The sequence below is a fragment of the Sorangium sp. So ce394 genome (assembly GCF_051474665.1).
In the GTDB taxonomy this organism is placed as follows: Bacteria; Myxococcota_A; Polyangia; order Polyangiales; family Polyangiaceae; genus Sorangium; species Sorangium cellulosum_D.
Genome location: NZ_CP150339.1, coordinates 3531363 through 3547402 on the forward strand (window position 1 = coordinate 3531363; position 16040 = coordinate 3547402).

Sequence of the window (16040 nt, forward strand, 5' to 3'; positions counted from 1 at the left end):
GCCGCGCGGGCCACGCGCGGGCCACGTCGGCGCGGGCCGCATTGCCCCCCTTCGTCAAGTTGTTCCACGGCGCGCCGGGTGCGCTATGGTCGTTCACGTGCTCACAATACCCAGCGATGAAGAGGCCCTCGGAGGACTGCAGGGGGCCACGATCCCCAGCGACCTCTCGCCAAGCATCGGCTACCGGATCGTGTCGCGCGCCGGGGCCGGGACGATGTTCGTCTCGTACTACGCGGTCCGCACCGCGCCCGAGGGCGAGACCCCCGTCGTCGTCAAGATCCTGAGGCCGTCGCTGTTCAGGCAGATGGGGCCGTCGGCGGCCGTCATCGTGAAGAAGGAGGCGGTGTCCCTCGGCCGCCTCAACGAGCAGGTCCCCCCGACCCCCTTCGTGGTCAGGCTCATCGACACCGGCACCTTCGCGGTCCGCCGCGGCACGAAGACGCTCGACCTGCCCTGGATCACGATCGAGTACGTGCACGGCGGCGTGCAGGGCGTGACGCTCCGCCAGCGGGTGCAGGGGACCATCCAGGCCACGGGCCACGCGTTCGATCCGGCGCGCGCGACGCGCGCGATCGAGTGCATCTCGAGCGGGCTGTCGGCGGTGCACGACGTGGGCGTCGTCCACCGGCAGCTCACGCCGGAGAGCATCCTGTGCTGCGGCTCCGGCGACGAGGAGCTGTTCAAGATCAGCGACTTCGGCATGGCGCGGCCGCGCGGCATCCGCGAGACGATCATGGCCGGCGTCGTCAGCAACACCGGGGTCGCGCCGCCGGAGATGCTGTCCGCCGATCCGAGCACGATCGGCCCGTGGACCGACATCTTCAACCTCGCGTCCGTCATCTTCTTCCTGCTCACGGGCGAGCAGTACATCGTCGCGGAGTCGCAGGCGCAGGCGCTCATGGCGGCCATGGCGCGCACGCGCCGGAGCATCCTCGAGACGCGGTGGCTCCACCCCGCGCTGCGCGGCAACGACCAGGCGTGCAAGTCGATCGACTTCGCGCTGCGCTGGGCCTCCGCCGGCGAGGCGCAGGAGCGCCTCCAGGAGGCCGTGGCCGTGGCCGCGATGCTCTCGCCGTACCTCCGCCCCGCCTCGCCGGTCTCCGCGCTCGAGCAGCGGATCGTGGCGAGCGCGGGCGAGCAGCGCACGCGCGCCCACGACGAGATGGCGCCCATGACCATCCCGGCGACGCACGTGAAGGCGCCGGTGCAGCTCAAGGGCGAGCTCGGCCAGACGCTGCTCTCGCCCCGCCAGCCGAAGGCCGCCGCCGCGCCCGCCGCCGCGCCCGCCGCCGCGCCCGCCGCCGTCGATCGCGCCGTCGACCGCCCGAGCCCGGATCGCGCGATCGAGGCCGAGCTCATCAGCGCGCCGCCGCGCCTCAGCCGGGAGGCGCCGCCGCCTCGGCCGTCGTTCATCGTCGAGCGCTGGACGTGGAGCGTGCTCCACCACCCGAGCCTCGACTCGGTCATCCGGAGCGTGGCCTGGGACGGCTACGGCCGGTGCCTCGCGGCGGCGACGGGCGGGCTGCTCTTCTGGAACGGGACGAGCTGGAGCGAGGCGTCGTCCGGCGGGCTCCCGAGCCCGCAGGGCGTGCGCTTCGTGCACCGGATCGGGCCCGGCCGCTGGCTGCTCGGCGGCGACGGCTCGACGCTGGCGGTGTACACGACGGGCGGCGTCACGGGCGTCTTCCAGCTGCCGGGCGAGCCGCAGAGCCACGTCGCGCTGAGCGGCGACCTCGAGGACATGGGCATCCTCGTCTCGACGACGCCGAACGATCCGCGGCCGCTCCTGCACGCGTTCATCGCCAAGCGCTGGCTGCGGCCGATGCCGGCCGAGGGGGTCGCGCTCCTCGCCGCGGTCGCGCGCGTCGAGGACGAGCGGTGGCTGCTCGTCGGCCGGTCGACCGCGGGCGAGGGGCTCGTCGCGCTCTACGCGCCGCTCGACTGGCACATGGAGCGCCTCCCCGCGCCGCCGGCGCGGGCGTTCGTCGCCTGCGCCGGGCGGCCCGATCTCGGCGTGGGCATCGCGGTCGGCGCGGATGGGAGCGTCGTCTGGCGGTACGGGCAGAGCGTCTTCACGGAGCACATCGAGCCGCGCCGCGCCCTGTCGGCCGCGTCGATCGACGCGGAGGGCCGCGCCTGGGCGGGCAGCGCGGGCCGCATCTGGGTGCGGCGCGGCGGCATCCCGCCGATGGCGGGGACGTGGGAGTGCGTCTGGGAGAACGACGCCTGGGTCGGCCCGGTCGTGTCGCTGTTCGTCGACTCGGAGGTGGTTGTCGCCATCACCGCGGACGGCGGTATCATCGAGGGGCGCGTCACCGGCTGACGGCTCGCCCGCGCGCCGCGCTCCGCTCCGATGCCAGGCCACCCGCTGAACCCCGAGGCAGGCTCGACCCCGGTCCCCGACGACCCGCGCGAGGTCGCCGCGGCGCTGCGCGCGGGCGAGCTCTCCCTCGGTTATGCGCCGTACTACGGGTTTCGCTACGGCGAGCGGGGGCGGCGCTTCACGGGGAGCGACAGCGCGTTCCTCGTCACGCTCTCGACCCACACGCGCCCGGTCGTGGAGCGCCAGATCCGCTGGCTCGCGGGCCTGCTCGCCAACCGCGGCATGCCGAGCGTGCTCCTGGAGCAGCACCTCCGGGTCCTCCACCGCACGCTCTGCCGGGCGATCCCCCGGCGCGCCGCGTCCTACGAGCGCCTCCTGGAGGCGGCCGAGCTGCTGCGCGAGGTCCGGCGCGCGCACCTGCCCGACGAGGTCTGCCGCGCGATCGCCCGGTCGTTCGCGCGCGACGCGGGGCTGCCGCCGACGCGGCTCGCCCTCGGCACCGGGTGGCTGCTCGCCGGGGCGGTCGCGGACGAGCGCTCCGGCGTCCGGAGCGCGGTCGACAGCGTGGCGTCGTGGTTCACCGACCCCGAGCTGTTCCCGCCGGCGTTCGTCGCCGCGGTGCACCGCGCGCTCGCGGAGGCGCGGGCGGCCGCGCGGCCGGGCCCCGCGCTCCGGTGATCACCGCGCGCCGGCGCGGCCGCCGATGAGGCTGATGTCCTTCGCGTCGATCAGGTCCGGCGCGGTCCACCCCTTCTCGTCGTAGTCGGCCATGCACCGGGCCACGAGCTCCTTACAGCGCTCCGTGGCGCCGGCGGCGGCGGCGGTGTGCAGCAGCTCCACCAGGCAGTTCTCCTCGTTGCCGCCGTAGCTCCGCTCGTAGAGCTCGTGCCGCCCGCCGAACTCGGTGCCCACGGCGTCCCACGTCAGCTTCATCAGCTTGGCGCGCTCCAGCGCGGAGCTGCCGTCCGAGCCGCGGGCGATCCGGTCGAGGTGCCGGCGGAGCTCGGGGACCTCGAAGTCGATCGCGTGCGACGGCACGTACACGAGGGAGCTGGCCAGGACCTTCTCGAGGATCCCCTTGATCCGCGGGTAGATCGAGGGAGCGAGGGCCCGGTAGGTCATGGCGTACTCCGCGTTGGGCAGCACCGTGCCGTCCTTCCACGGCGTCGGGGCGTGCACCATGGCGTCGGCCAGGCCCGAGAAGACGTTGCGCCAGGCGATGACCTCGCCCACCTCCGCCTGGACGCCGCGAAAGTCCTTGTTGCCCATGACCTCGACGCCCCGGAGCAGCAGGCCGGCGATGAACTCGAGCTTCACCGAGAGGCGGACGCACCCATGAAAGAAGGCGCGCGGCGCGAAGCCCGAGCGCGGCAGGAACTGCTGCGCCCGCTCGATGTCGCGGTAGATGAGGACGTCCTCCCAGGGCACGAGGACGTCCTCGAGCACCAGGATCGCGTCGTTCTCGTCGAAGCGGCTGGAGAGCGGGTAATCGAACGGGCTCCCCATGACGCCGGCCGTCATCGCGTACGAGGGCCGGCAGAGCAGCTTCACCCCGCGGGCGCCCGTCGGCACGATGAACGCCAGGGCGAGCCCCTCGTCCTGGATGGGCAGCGTCGCGTACTGGCTGATGAACGTGTAGTTGGTGAGGGCAGAGCCCGTCGCCACCACCTTGGCGCCGCTCACGACGATCCCGCGGTCGGTCTCCTTCTCGACGTGGACGAAGACGTCGCGCGACTCGTGGGGGGGCAGCCCGCGGTTGATGGGCGGGTTCACGATGGCATGGTTGAAGAACAGGACCTGCTCCTGCGCCTCCCGGTACCAGCGCCGCGCGTTCGCCTCGTAGGGAGCATAGAACTCGGCGTTGGACTCGAGCGTGGCGAGGAAGCTCGACTTGTAGTCTGGACTACGGCCCAACCATCCATACGACATGCGCGCCCACGCAGCGATGGCGTCCCGGGCCCCCCGCAGATCGTCCACGCTCCTCGGCGATCGGAAGAACTTGTGCGTAAGCCCACCTGAGCCGGTGTCCGTCGGCGCCGTCAGGACCGGCTGTGTGTCCGGGTCGTGCAAGGCGTCATAGAGCCGGGCCAGGATGCGCGCGACGTTGCGAAACGCCGGGTGCGCGGTCACGTCGCGGACGCGCTCGCCGTAGACCCAGACCTCGCGCTCGTCGCGCAGGCTCGCCAGGAACTCCTCCCCGGTCATCGGCATCCGGGGCTTCGCGAAGGAAGCGCGGCTCATAAGGGTACCTCGTTCTATGGTTGGGCCGCCCCGTCGCCGTCACGCCGCGCCGAGCGCTGTCCACCGCGGCGCCTTCGCGCGGCCGTCCGGCGCCCGACGCCGGGGCGGGCTGCTCAAGGGAATACGGCGGATTTCACCACATCCGGCGGCGGCCGTCGACTCGAAGAGGACCGCAATGGCGCAAGGGAGGCAAGGGACGCAAGGGGAAGAGAAGAATACAACGATACCTCTGTTCGTTTGCGCCTCTTGCGCCTCTTGCGCCTCTTGCGCCCTTGAGGTCTCTCCGCTCGCGGCGTGCCGCGCTCTTCCAGCTTGCTCCTCGGCGGATCCAGCTGGCGCCGCAACCTGTTGAATTTAGATGATTTTCTGCCTGTTCGGTGCCCTAGGCGGCGCCCGGCGGCGCGCGGTGCCGCGCCACGAGGAGCGTGATGTCGTCGTCCTGGCTCGAGCACCAGCTCTCGACGTCCCTCAGGAGGCGGTCGCGGATGACGTCGACGGGCGCGTCCTGGGAGGCCTCGACGGCGGCGCAGAGCCGCTCCAGCCCGAACTGCTCCTGCTGCGCGTTCCGCGCCTCCGTCACCCCGTCGGTGTAGAGCACGAGGAGGTCGCCGTCCTCGAGGAGGAGCTCGGCGTCCCGGGTCATCGCGTCGACCGACGGCAGGACGCCGATCCACACGCCGGAGCTCGCGACGCACTCGCAGCGCCGCGTGCCCGCGCGGCACACGACGAGGTCGTCGTGCGCGCCGGCGAACGTCACCCGCCCGCTGCGCTCGTAGCGGAGCAGGAGCAGGGTCGCGTGCTCGTCGCGCTTCAAGCGATCCCGGATGTTCTCGTGGATCGCCCGGTTGAGCGCGGAGATGAGCTCGCCCGGGCTGGCCGTCGGGTCCTTGCGCGCCATGCACGCGACCATGCTCTGGATCATCAGCATGATGAGGCCCGCCGCGAGCCCGTGCCCCGCGACGTCGCCGATGCCGAGCCACCCGCCCTCCGGCGTGGCGATCACGTCGTAGTAGTCGCCGCCGACCTCCGCGGCCGGCCTCATCGCCGCGCAGAGCTCCAGCCCCTCGACGCGCAGCCGCGGCGGGACGAGCGTGGTCTGGATGCGCTCCGCGACGACGCTCTCCTGGCGGACCCGCTCCTGCTCCAGCCGCTCGCGGATCTCCACCTGCCGGACGATCTCGCGGTGCATCATGACCGCCTTCATCGCCGAGCCGATCTGGAGGCGCACGGCGTCGTAGACGACCTCGTTCGCGCCGCTGTTGACGAGCGCGATGCCGAAGTGCTCCGCCTCGCCGAACGTGATCGGCATCGCGATGACGCTCCATCGCTCGGCGGAGCTCAGGAACCCGGGCGGCGCGAGGCTCGAGGAGGCGAAGCTCGCGGGCGGCGGCTCCACCTCGCGGCTGTTCTCCATCAGGAAGAGCGACCGCAAGGTGGCGCGCCGCGGGTCGTCGTAGAGCGAGACGGCGACGTGCCTGAGGTCGAGCCTGGGCAGCTCCGCGGCGAGCGTGCGGCGGAGCGTGGGCATGCTCAGGCTCGTCGAGAAGCTCATGCCGGTCCAGCTCAGGTCGATCGAGGCTCGCTCCAGGCGCAGCCGCTTCTCGCCCTCGGCGCGCACGGAGGCGTTGCCGATCAGGACGCGCGCGGTGTGCCAGAGCCGCTCGAGGTCGTCCTCGGCGACGCCGGGCGCCCGGCGGACGCGCGCGCGGAGCAGCGTGATCGCGCCCTGGAGCTGATCGAGCGCGACGCACTCGCGCCCCGCCGCGTCGAGGAGGTCCTGGAGCGCCCGCAGGAAGCGGCCCTCCTGCCCGGCGAGCTCCTCCTCGAGCGCCGAGAGCAGCTCGCGGGGCCAGTCCCTGAGCGACGCGGCCGAGGCGGTCACCGCCCGCTCGAGCGCGCGCGTGAGGTCCTCCCGCTGCTCGGCGATGGAGCGCGGCGCGCGGCGCGACGGCGCCTCGGCGGACGCGCGCGGGAGGGCGGCGTAGTAGCCGCAGCCGCACGACTCGCGCCGCGTGAGCTCGACCGGGAGGAGGCTGCACTCCGGCACCCGCTCGCCGGCGAGCTGGCGCAGGACCGTCGCGACCGCGAGCGCCCCGAGCTCCTTGATCGGCTGGCGGACGGTCGTCAGGGACGGCCGCGCGACGCGCGACACGGCGACGTCGTCGAACCCGCACACGAGCACGTCGCCGGGGACGCCGATGCCGTGCGCCTTCAGCGTGTCCATCGCGCCGAGGGCCATGTTGTCGTTGCCGGCGACGACCGCGTCGAAGCGGACCCCGCGCGCGAGGAGCTCGCGCATCGCGCGGCGACCGCCGTCGATCAGGAAATCGCCGTGCACGAGGAGGCGCTCGTCGTAGGGGAGCGCGCGCGCCTCGAGGGCCCTCCGGTACGCCCGGGCGCGCAGCTTCGCCTCCGTGTTGCCGGGCGGCCCGCTGATGTACGCGACGCGCTGGCGCGCGTGGTCGTCGACGACGTGCGCGACCGCCACCTCCCCTCCGAGCGCGTTGTCGACGACGACGCTCGGGATGCCCTCCAGCGCGACCCCCACGCTGCAGACGGGCAGGGGCGCGTACGATCGGCAGAACTCGTGCATGCCGTCGGCGCCGAGGGCGTTCGTGAGCGCCGACGACATGATCACCGCCCCGTCGACGGTCGCCGCGCCGACGAGCGAGTAGATGCTGCCCCGGGCGTCCAGGAGGGAGTAGCCCCGGCGGGCGCGCGTCTCCCCGAAGGCGATGACGAGGTTGACGTCGTGCGCCTCGGCGGCGCGCTCGACGCCGAAGCGCGCCTCCGACTGGTACTCGCCGCAGAGATAGTCGGTCAGGAGGGCGATCGTGGGCCGCTTCGTCGCCATGCGCCGTCGCTCCCGGCTCACGCCTCGTCGATGGACACGAGGCTCGGGGACATGCGCTGGAGGGCCGCCAGGCTGCGCCGCTGCCAGCCGAGCCTCGCGTCCGTGAGGAACTTGATCTCGCACCCGAGGCCCTGCGCGGAGATGCCGCAGATGAAGGCGATGAACGCCTTGAGGCAGCTCGAGTTCAGGAAGTACAAGGCGCGTATGTCGAACTCGACGGTGGTCAGCGAGAGGCGCTTCACCTCGAGCTGGACCTCGTTGCAATAGCTGGCGAGCGGCCCGGCCGCCGCCATGTCGCCCGTCCCCGTGAGCTTGACGCTGAGCCGATCGCCGGCGAGCGTCGGCTCGATGCCGAAGCTCTCGGTGACGACGGGCTCAACCCTTAAGCTGTTCATTGGGCCTCCACCGCTCGAGCGGCGCGTGCGCGATGATCGTGAGCTCGTTGCCCTCGATCTTGTAGTCGACGTCGAGCCCTCCCTCGGCGCGGACGCGCGCGAGGCCCAGGCCGGAGACGCCCTCGACCATCGCTGTCTCCGTGATGAGCTCGTCGTAGTGCTTCAGCGGATCGATGGCGGTCTTCAGGTCGAGCAGGCGCTTCTCGACCTCCCGCAGGCGCTCCGGGGACGCCTCGTTGCGCGCGCGGATCTTCATGATGTGCGAGCGCTCGTCCTCCTCCAGCGCGAGCTCGAGGCTGACGCGGGGGCCGGTGGAATACTTGGTGATGTTCTCGGCGAGCTCGTGCGCGGCCATGTAGAACCGCGAGCTCACGTTCGCGTCGTCCAGCACCGCGCCGCAGAAGCTGGACACCAGCCGCAGCACCGCCGTCGCCAGGCGCTCGCTCGGAAAGAAGGTGATGCAGAGGAATAGCGAAGCGCTCTGCGTCGGTTCGGGGGATGACACAATCTGTGACTCTACGCGGCCCTCGCGCGGAATCCAACCGCGTCTGAACGGTGTGATGTGCATCGCAGGCCGGCGAGCACCGCGCCCCACGTGGTGCGACGCGGTGCGCTGCGCTGCGCTGGCCCAGCCGAGCCGAGCCTAGCCGAGCTGGCCGAGCCGAGTGGCACGCTCATTGATTCGATCTCGGCGCCCACCGATGGTGAGGTGTGTCCGTGGATCCGGTCGGGCCACCGAGCGCCTCGCGCACAACCGCCGTCACCTGCGGGAGAGATCCCGTCGGGCAACCCCACAAGGAGGTTCTCGCCGTATGAAACGACCCCTCGCGCCCGGGCTGCCCGGGCCATCCGACTGCCGATCTCGCCGCGGGGCGGCGAGCTCGCGCGTTCACTCCCTCGTGATGCGCGGCGTCCTCGCCGGAGCCGCCGTCGCGACCGTCAACTGTAGCACCGGGCCCGGCGCTGAGGGAGACATCGCGCATGGAACCGGCGGTGTCGACGACTTGGGGGAGGGCGATCTCGGCGATTCGCCTCCCCTCGGTCTCGGGCTCGGGGTAGCGCGCGCGGCGCTCTCGAGCGAAGCCAAGGTGTGCGTCTCGATTCAGCGTGGAGAGCGAGGCACGGTGAGAGATGCGACACTGTGGCAAAACGCTCCAGCGTGGAGCGACTCGGCCTCTCCGAACCTCTCGACGGGAGCCGCCGGGAGCGCCGGCCGCCGCCGGTCCGTCGTGCAGTTCGACCTCTCTCCCGTGCCCACGGGCGCGACGGTCGTCTCCGCCTCGATGATCGTTCATCAGACGTACAAGGTCGATGGCAGCGCGATCGGCGTACATCGCGTCATGATCCCGTGGGAGGAGCGCACCGTCGCGTGGCGGACCTTCGGCGACGGCGGCTTCGAGCGGGAGAGCGCGGCGACGATCGCGGCGGAGGCGGGCGTCGGCCCCCGCGCGGCGGACGTGTCGTCGCTCGTCCAGGCGTGGGTGCTCGGGACCGCGCCGAACCACGGCGTGCTCCTCGACGAGGCGCCGGCGCGCTCCACCAGCCTGAGGAGCAGCGAGATCGACCGCGCGGAGGAGCGCCCCCGGCTCGACGTCTGTTACGTGACCTGCTCGGACGGCGTGATGAACGGCCTCGAGGCGGGCATCGACTGCGGCGGGCCGCACTGCGCGCCCTGCACGGGCGTGACGACGGGCGCCGCGAGCACCGCCGCGTCGAGCGTCGCGACGTCGAGCTCGACCGGCGGGGCGAGCTCGGCGGGCGATCCCTGCGCGGACCCGGCCGCGCTCCCGCCGGATCCGGTGCCGCCCGATCGGCTCTCCGAGACCGGGCTCTACGCCGACATCGCGACCCGGTCGCGCGCGGCGAACACGCGCGAGTTCCGCCCTGCCTACGAGCTCTGGTCGGACGGGGCGGCCAAGCGGCGCTTCGTGTACCTGCCGCGCTGCTCGACGATCGACACGAGCGACATGGATCACTGGTCGCTGCCGGTCGGGACGCGGTTCTGGAAGGAGTTTCGCGCCGAGGGCGTGGCCGTGGAGACGCGGCTCATCCACCGGTTCGGGCCGGGGATCGACGACTGGGTGTTCGCCGCCTATGCGTGGGAGCCGTCCGGGAGCGACGCGTTCCTTGTCGAGGACGGCGTCGAGGACGCGCGCGGGACCAAGCACGATATCCCGCGGACCGCGGACTGCTGGGAGTGCCACGGCAAGCTCCCGGAGCGCGTCCTCGGCTTCAGCGCGCTGCAATTGAGCCATGCGGGACCGGGCGAGACGATCCGGTCGCTGAGCAACGCCGGGTGGCTCACCGTGCCGATGCCGGGCGGGTTCCGCCCGCCGGGCGACGCCACGGCGGCCGCGGCGCTCGGCTATCTCCACGCGAACTGCGGCAACTGCCACAACGACACCGGCGTCGCGACGCTGCGGACTCGCCTGCTCGCGGCGGACACCACGGTGGAGAGCACCGACACGTACACGACGGGCGTGGGCGTGAGGCCGAGCTTCTGGGAGACCGGCGTGGTCCACCGGATCACGGCGGGAGACCCCGAGTCGAGCGCGGTGGTGCGCCGGATGGCGCACCGCGGCTCCAGGGCGCAGATGCCGCCGATCGGGTCGGAGGTCGCCGACGCGGCGGGGCTCGCGGCGGTCCGCGCGTGGATCGAGGACGTGCGGCCGCCGGCCGGGGCGGCGAGCGGCGGAAGCAGCGCGAGCAGCGCGAGCAGCGCCAGCAGCGCGAGCGCCAGCGGCGCGACCTCCGGCGCGGGCGGCGGGAGCGCCGGCACCGGCGCGGGCGGGAGCACCGGCGCGAGCAGCGGCAGCGGCGCCGGCGGGAGCGGCGGCGCCGGCCCCGCGTGCGCCGGGGTGCCGCGGCTGAAGCTCACGCAGGTCGCGTCGGGCCTGGAAGCGCCCCTCTTCCTCACGAGCCCGCCGGGCGACACCTCGAGGATGTTCGTCCTCGAAAAGGACGGGGTCGTCCGCCTCATCAAGAACGGTGTCCTCCTGGCCACGCCGTTCCTCGACATCCGGGGCGGGACCTCGTGCCCGCCGTCGCGCCCGGCGAGCGCGCGCCCGCTCGTGTGCACGCCGAGCCCGACCGCGGAAGGCGGGCTGCTCGGGATGGCGTTCCACCCGAGCTACGCGAGCAACGGACGGTTCTGGCTCTTCTACACCGCGGCGCCCAGGGGCAACGTCACGATCGCCGAATTCCGCCGCTCCGCCACGAACCCGGATGTCGCCGACACCTCGGCCGGGAGCGCGCCTGTCCGGACGCTCCTCGACGCGAAGCACGGCGGCTGGAACCACGCGGGCGGCACGCTCGCGTTCGGGCCCGACGGCTATCTCTACGCGTCGGTCGGCGATTCGGCCGTGACGCCGTACTCGACCTCTCCGGCCAAGGACCTCTCGTCGCCCCTCGGCAAGATCCTGCGGATCGACGTGAATACCGGGCTCGGTCCGTCCGGCAACCTCTCCGGCGCCGGCGTGAACCCGCTCGTGTGGGACTACGGCCTTCGCAACCCGTGGCGCTTCAGCTTCGACCGGCGCACGGGAGACCTCTACATCGCCGACGTGGGGCAGAACGCCTGGGAGGAGCTCAACATCGAGCCGGCCCGCACCGGGCGGCGCAACTACGGCTGGCCGACGATGGAGGGCGACCACTGCGTCGCTTCCGGGTGCTCCCGCGTCGGCGTGGCGCCCGCCGTGGAGCACAGCCACTCGAGCGGTGAGGGCGGCTCGATCACGGGCGGCTACGTCTACCGCGGCTCGGCGATCCCGTGCCTCCAGGGGAGGTACGTTTACGGCGACTACGGGACACACCGCTTCTGGACGCTGCGGTGGGACGGCAGCGCCGCGCGGGATCACGTGGAGATCACGGCGGACCTCGCGTCGAGCCTGCCGGCGGCCTCGTTCGGCGAGGACGCCGCCGGCGAGCTGTACGTGGTGATGCTCACCGGGGAGGTGTTCCGCATCGATCCGCGGTGAGCCCGCGAGCTACCCCGCGAGCTGCCCGTACCCCGCGCGGAGCTTCGCGAAGCGCGGGCGCCAGGCCCTGCTCTCGGCGAGCAGCGGCGCGATGCGCGCGAGCAGCAGCGCCACGTCGTCGGGGCGGCCGGCGTCGAGCAGGGCCCGCGCGCGCCAGTAGAGCAGCTCGACCCGCTGGTCGGCGCTCAGACCGCTCCCGAGCTCGCCCGAGGGCTCGCCCTCCTCGCGGAACGCCGCCCGCGAGCGCGCGCTCTCCATGCTGTTCCTCGGGTCCTTCACGGCGAGCTGCATCACGCCGAGGAGCGCCTGCGCATAGGGCGGCAGGTCCGCGACCGCGCCCTGCGCCCGGAGCCACCGGAGCTGCCGGCTCGCGTCCGCGTGCTCGTCGCGCATCGCGTGGATCCGCGCGAGCAGGAGCGCGCTGCTGTAGACCGGCCGGTCCTTGAACTGCTCGTCCAGCGAGCGCACCTGCCGCACGAGGGGCAGCGCCTCGTCCTCGCGCCCCCAGAGGTAGAGCTGCTCCGCGAGCTTGATCGTCGCCTCGCGCTCCGCCCAGGCGTTGGCCTCCTCACGGGCGAGCTGGACCGCGCGCCTGAGGTCGGCGATCCCGCGATCCGGCGCGTCGAGCGCCGGCCAGAGCTCCGCGCGCCGGACGAGCGCCGCGCCGAGGTGGACCCGGTCGCCCCGCGCCTCGCAGGCGCGCACGGCCTCGTCGAAGCGCTGCTCCGCCTCGTCGAGGTGGCCGCACCGCACGAGCACGCACGCGAGGAGCGTCAGCCCGATCACGTGCGTGTCGTGGTCGGCCTCGCGCACCCGCTCCACGCCGAGCGTCAGCCGCTCCAGGGCGTCCTCCAGGTTGCCCTTGCGGTACGACGAGCGGCCGGCCGCGACCTCGAAGCGCGCGGCGAGCCCGGGGTCGGCGTGATCCTCGCGGACGTCGAGCAGCGGGATCACCTCCTCGACCCGCGCGGCCGACTCCTCCCAGGCGCCGGCCCAGTCGAGCGCCGTCGCCTCCTCGAGCAGCGCCTCCGCGATCATCCGCGGGTCCTTCATGGTGCGGGCGAGCGCGCCCGCCGAGCGCAGATCGTCGAGCGCCTCGCCGGTGCGCAGGACGCGGTAGCGCACGCGCGCGCGGCCGAGGAGCGCGAGGTACCGCTGGCGCTGATCGTCGCCGTCGGCCCAGAGGAGCGCGGACGAGTAGTGGCCCTCCGCCACGGCGTTGTTGTGCCGGTCGCGGTGCATGTCGCCGAGGAGCAGGTACGCGTGCGCCGCGCGGGCGCGCGCGCCGGCGGCCGCGGCGTGCCGCGCGATCGGCTCGAGCAGGTCCGGCGCCATCGGCTGGGCCTCGGCCAGGCGCTCCCAGACGGCGAACGCGTGCCGGTGCATCCCCGCGCGCTGCTCCTCGGTGAGCAGCGCGTAGATCGCCTCCTGCAAGAGCGCGCTCCGGAAGGCGTAGCGGGCGCCCCCGCACGGGGGGCCCTCGCGCGCGGCGTCCTGCGCGCCGCGGGGGACGAGGATCCCCCGCGCGGCGAGCGCGCGCAGGCCGCTCGGGACGTCGATGCCGTCGCCGCGAGCGGACGCCGCGCCCTCGCCCTCGAGCGCCCGCTGCACGCCCGCGGCCACGTCCTCCGAGAGCTCGAAGCCGAGCACGGCGCAGAGCCTCGCGCACGCGCCGAGCTCCGGCGGGAGCGCCTCGAGCTGCCGCGTCGCGAACCACTGCCACGCGACCGACGGCGGGAGCTTGTCGAGCTCGGCGGTCGCGAGCTGGTAGCTGCTCGACCGCGCCCGCAGCCGCACGAGGCCCGCGCGCTTGATCGCCCGGGTGAGCTCCACGAGGCAGCGGGGGTTGTAGCCGGCCCACGCGCAGAGGCGGCGGAGGGCGGCGCTGGGCGGGTGCTCCGCGGGCCGGAGGAGCTCGGCGCAGAGGAGGAGCCCGGCGGCGTCGTCGAGCGGCGAGAGCGCGACCCGGTCGCGCGCGTGATCGCGGGCGCTCAGCGCGTGGCGCCGCGCCGCGAGCTCCGGCGCGCCGGCGAGGAGCACCCAGAGCGGGAGATCCGCCTCGCGCCGCGTCGCGAGGTCGAGCGCGTCGAGCGCGGCGCCGTCGGCGAGGTGCGCGTCGTCGACGATCACGACGACGGGGCGCTCCGCCGCCCGGCGGCGCAGCCCCTCGGCGATCGCGCGGATCACGCTGCCGCGGCGCGCCGGCGGCGGTTCTTCCGCGAGGCGCGCGCCGTCGGGCCAGCCGAGGAAGGCGGCCACGGCGGGCCACACGTCGCCGCCGAGCGCCTCGCCGAGCCGCTCGACGCAGAGCGCGCGCGGATCGCGGGGCGCCGCGAGCGCGCCGCCCTCCGCGCCGAGCACCCCGGCGAGCAGGGCGGCCGCGGCCTGGCCGGGCCGGCCCCCGGCGGCGCGCCCGGGGTGCTCCGGCTCGGCGCGCAGCGCGATCACCAGCGCGCCGGGGTGCGCGCGCCGGCTGCTCGCGGCGATCTCCTCGGCGAGCCGCGACTTGCCGAGGCCGCGCTCGCCGACGAGGGCGCAGAGGCCGGGCCCGAGGCCCGCGAGCGCGCGCTCGCGGCTCTCCTCGAGGGCGCTCAGGGTGTCGCTGCGCCCGACGAGCGGCAGCGGCGGCGCGGCGCGCGCGGCGTCGCGATCGCCCGCGGACAGCGGCGCCTCCTGCGCGAAGAAGTAGCGGCCGTCCTCGCTCGCCGCGGCGACGTCGAAGCCGGGGTGGGCGGTGACGAGCTCGGCGCTGAGCGCGATCCCGCGCCACGGATCCGCGGGGAGCCACGCCTCGGGCCGCTCCACGGCGAGCCCGGTGGCGGCCAGGCCCCCGTCGGCCTCGCGCCGGAGCTTCAGCGGCGCGACGTGGATCGCGAGCGGCGCGCCGACCGACGCGACGATCTCCCGCCCCGCGAGCAGCGCGCGCTCGGCCGCGGCCTCCTTCGGCCCCGGGAAGATCGCGACGAAGCGGTAGCCGCGCTGCCGCGCGAGGTGCCCCTCGTGCCGGGCCACGGCGGCGCGGACCTCGGCCTCGGCGCCGCGGGCCTCCAGGGCGAGCACCACGGTGTCGTGCCGGTCCGCGGAGCTCGCGGCCTCGTCCCGCGCCACCTCCGCGGCGCCGGGGGCGCCCGCCGAGGCGAGCGCGGCCCGCAGGCCGGCGGCGTCGCGGGGGCGGAGCGCCCGCTCCTTGGCGAGGCAGGCGAGGACGAGCGCCTCGACGGCCGGGGGGACGGGGGCGGCGGCCGGGGCGAGCTCGCTCGGCCGCGGGGGCCGCCGGCCGAGGTGCCCCTGCGCGACGTCCTCGCGATCGCCGGCGAACGGCGGGCGCAGCGTGAGCAGCTCGAAGAGGAGCGCGCCGAACGCGTAGAGGTCCGCGCGCCCGTCGAGCGGCTCGGCCCGGAGCCGCTCGGGCGACGCGTACTCGGGCGCCCCGAGCATGGCGCCCAGCGTGGTGAGCGCGCTGTCCGCCGGGTGGCAGACGACGCCGCGATCGCGCTGCGCGAGGCCGAAGTCGAGGAGCCGCACGCCGCCGCCGGGCTCGAGGAAGACGTTCTCGGGCGCGAGGTCCAGGTGGACGAGGCCGCGCTCGTGCACGACCTGGAGGCAGCTCAGCACGGCGAGCGCGACGTCGAGCGCGGAGCGCAGGTCGAGCGCGGCGGGCAGGCCCTCGAGGCGGGCGGCCAGCGTCTGGCCCTCGATCCGCTCCATGGCGATGTACGCGCGGCCGTCCTCGAGCACGCCGTTCTGGAGCAGGCGCGGCGAGACCGGGGGGCCGAGCTGCTCGAGCGCCCACGCCTCGCTGCGGAAGCGCTCGCGCGCGAGGAGCGAGTGGGCCCTGCTGACCTTGAGCACGGCGGGCGCGCCGTCCTCCAGCCGGGTCGCGTCCCAGACGATCGAGAACGCGCCCGCCGCGAGCGGCGGGCCGATGAGGAAGCCCGCGAGCGACGGCGGCGTCTCGGCGCCGAGCTCGACGGGCGCGGCGCGGAGCGGCGCCAGGGCGCCGTCCGCTGGGCAGGGGGCGAGGGCTGCGAGTCGGCGATGGCAGGATGGGCAGCGCGGCAAGAAGACCTCGAATCACCTCGGATGGGGCGGCGCGAACCGTGGCCGATATTACCGGGTCTCCGCTCATCACAAGTGGGAAAAGCCGCGTTGCCTGCGCAGCTTTACGCCCCTGGTAAAAGCGCACGTCGCGGGTCGCGGCGACAGCGTGGGCGTCGTGTCGACACCGGGGGACAGGTGCGGCGACCGTC

8 protein-coding genes are annotated in these 16040 nt (G+C 74.2%); 3 read left to right on the forward strand and 5 right to left on the reverse strand.

Annotated elements, in window-relative coordinates; all coding sequences use genetic code 11:
• Positions 1–97: 97 nt before the first annotated feature.
• Complete coding sequence (locus WMF33_RS13235) at positions 98–2323, forward strand: serine/threonine protein kinase (RefSeq protein ID WP_437337470.1); 2226 nt, start codon at positions 98–100, stop codon at positions 2321–2323.
• 30 nt (positions 2324–2353) lie between these two features.
• Entirely contained in the window at positions 2354–3001 is a 648-nt protein-coding gene (locus tag WMF33_RS13240; protein WP_437337471.1) for a hypothetical protein, read from the forward strand.
• Here WMF33_RS13240 and WMF33_RS13245 read toward each other — a convergent pair whose 3' ends face one another.
• The 4 genes from WMF33_RS13245 to WMF33_RS13260 all read right to left on the reverse strand — a co-directional run bounded on the left by WMF33_RS13245 (position 3002) and on the right by WMF33_RS13260 (position 8318).
• Positions 3002–4564, reverse strand: coding sequence for a 4-hydroxyphenylacetate 3-hydroxylase N-terminal domain-containing protein (locus tag WMF33_RS13245; RefSeq protein ID WP_437337472.1), 1563 nt, complete (start codon positions 4562–4564; stop codon positions 3002–3004).
• Between the two features lie 382 nt (positions 4565–4946).
• Positions 4947–7418 (reverse strand): SpoIIE family protein phosphatase, encoded by a 2472-nt coding sequence (locus tag WMF33_RS13250; protein WP_437337473.1) that lies wholly within the window; start codon positions 7416–7418, stop codon positions 4947–4949.
• A 17-nt stretch (positions 7419–7435) separates the two neighbouring features.
• Entirely contained in the window at positions 7436–7813 is a 378-nt protein-coding gene (locus tag WMF33_RS13255) for a hypothetical protein (protein WP_437337474.1), read from the reverse strand.
• On the reverse strand, positions 7794–8318 hold the full coding sequence (locus tag WMF33_RS13260; RefSeq protein ID WP_020734683.1) for a hypothetical protein: 525 nt from the start codon (positions 8316–8318) through the stop codon (positions 7794–7796). The genes WMF33_RS13255 and WMF33_RS13260 overlap by 20 nt, the downstream gene beginning before the upstream one ends.
• Before the next feature lie 619 nt (positions 8319–8937).
• On the opposite strand from WMF33_RS13260, the gene WMF33_RS13265 reads away from it, so the two are divergent.
• On the forward strand, positions 8938–11790 hold the full coding sequence (locus WMF33_RS13265) for a PQQ-dependent sugar dehydrogenase (RefSeq protein WP_437337475.1): 2853 nt from the start codon (positions 8938–8940) through the stop codon (positions 11788–11790).
• Positions 11791–11799: 9 nt separating this feature from the next.
• Here the strand turns inward: WMF33_RS13265 and WMF33_RS13270 are convergent, their stop codons facing one another.
• A complete protein-coding gene (locus WMF33_RS13270) occupies positions 11800–15852 on the reverse strand; it encodes a serine/threonine-protein kinase (RefSeq protein WP_437337476.1) in 4053 nt (1350 codons plus the stop codon).
• Positions 15853–16040 lie beyond the last annotated feature (188 nt).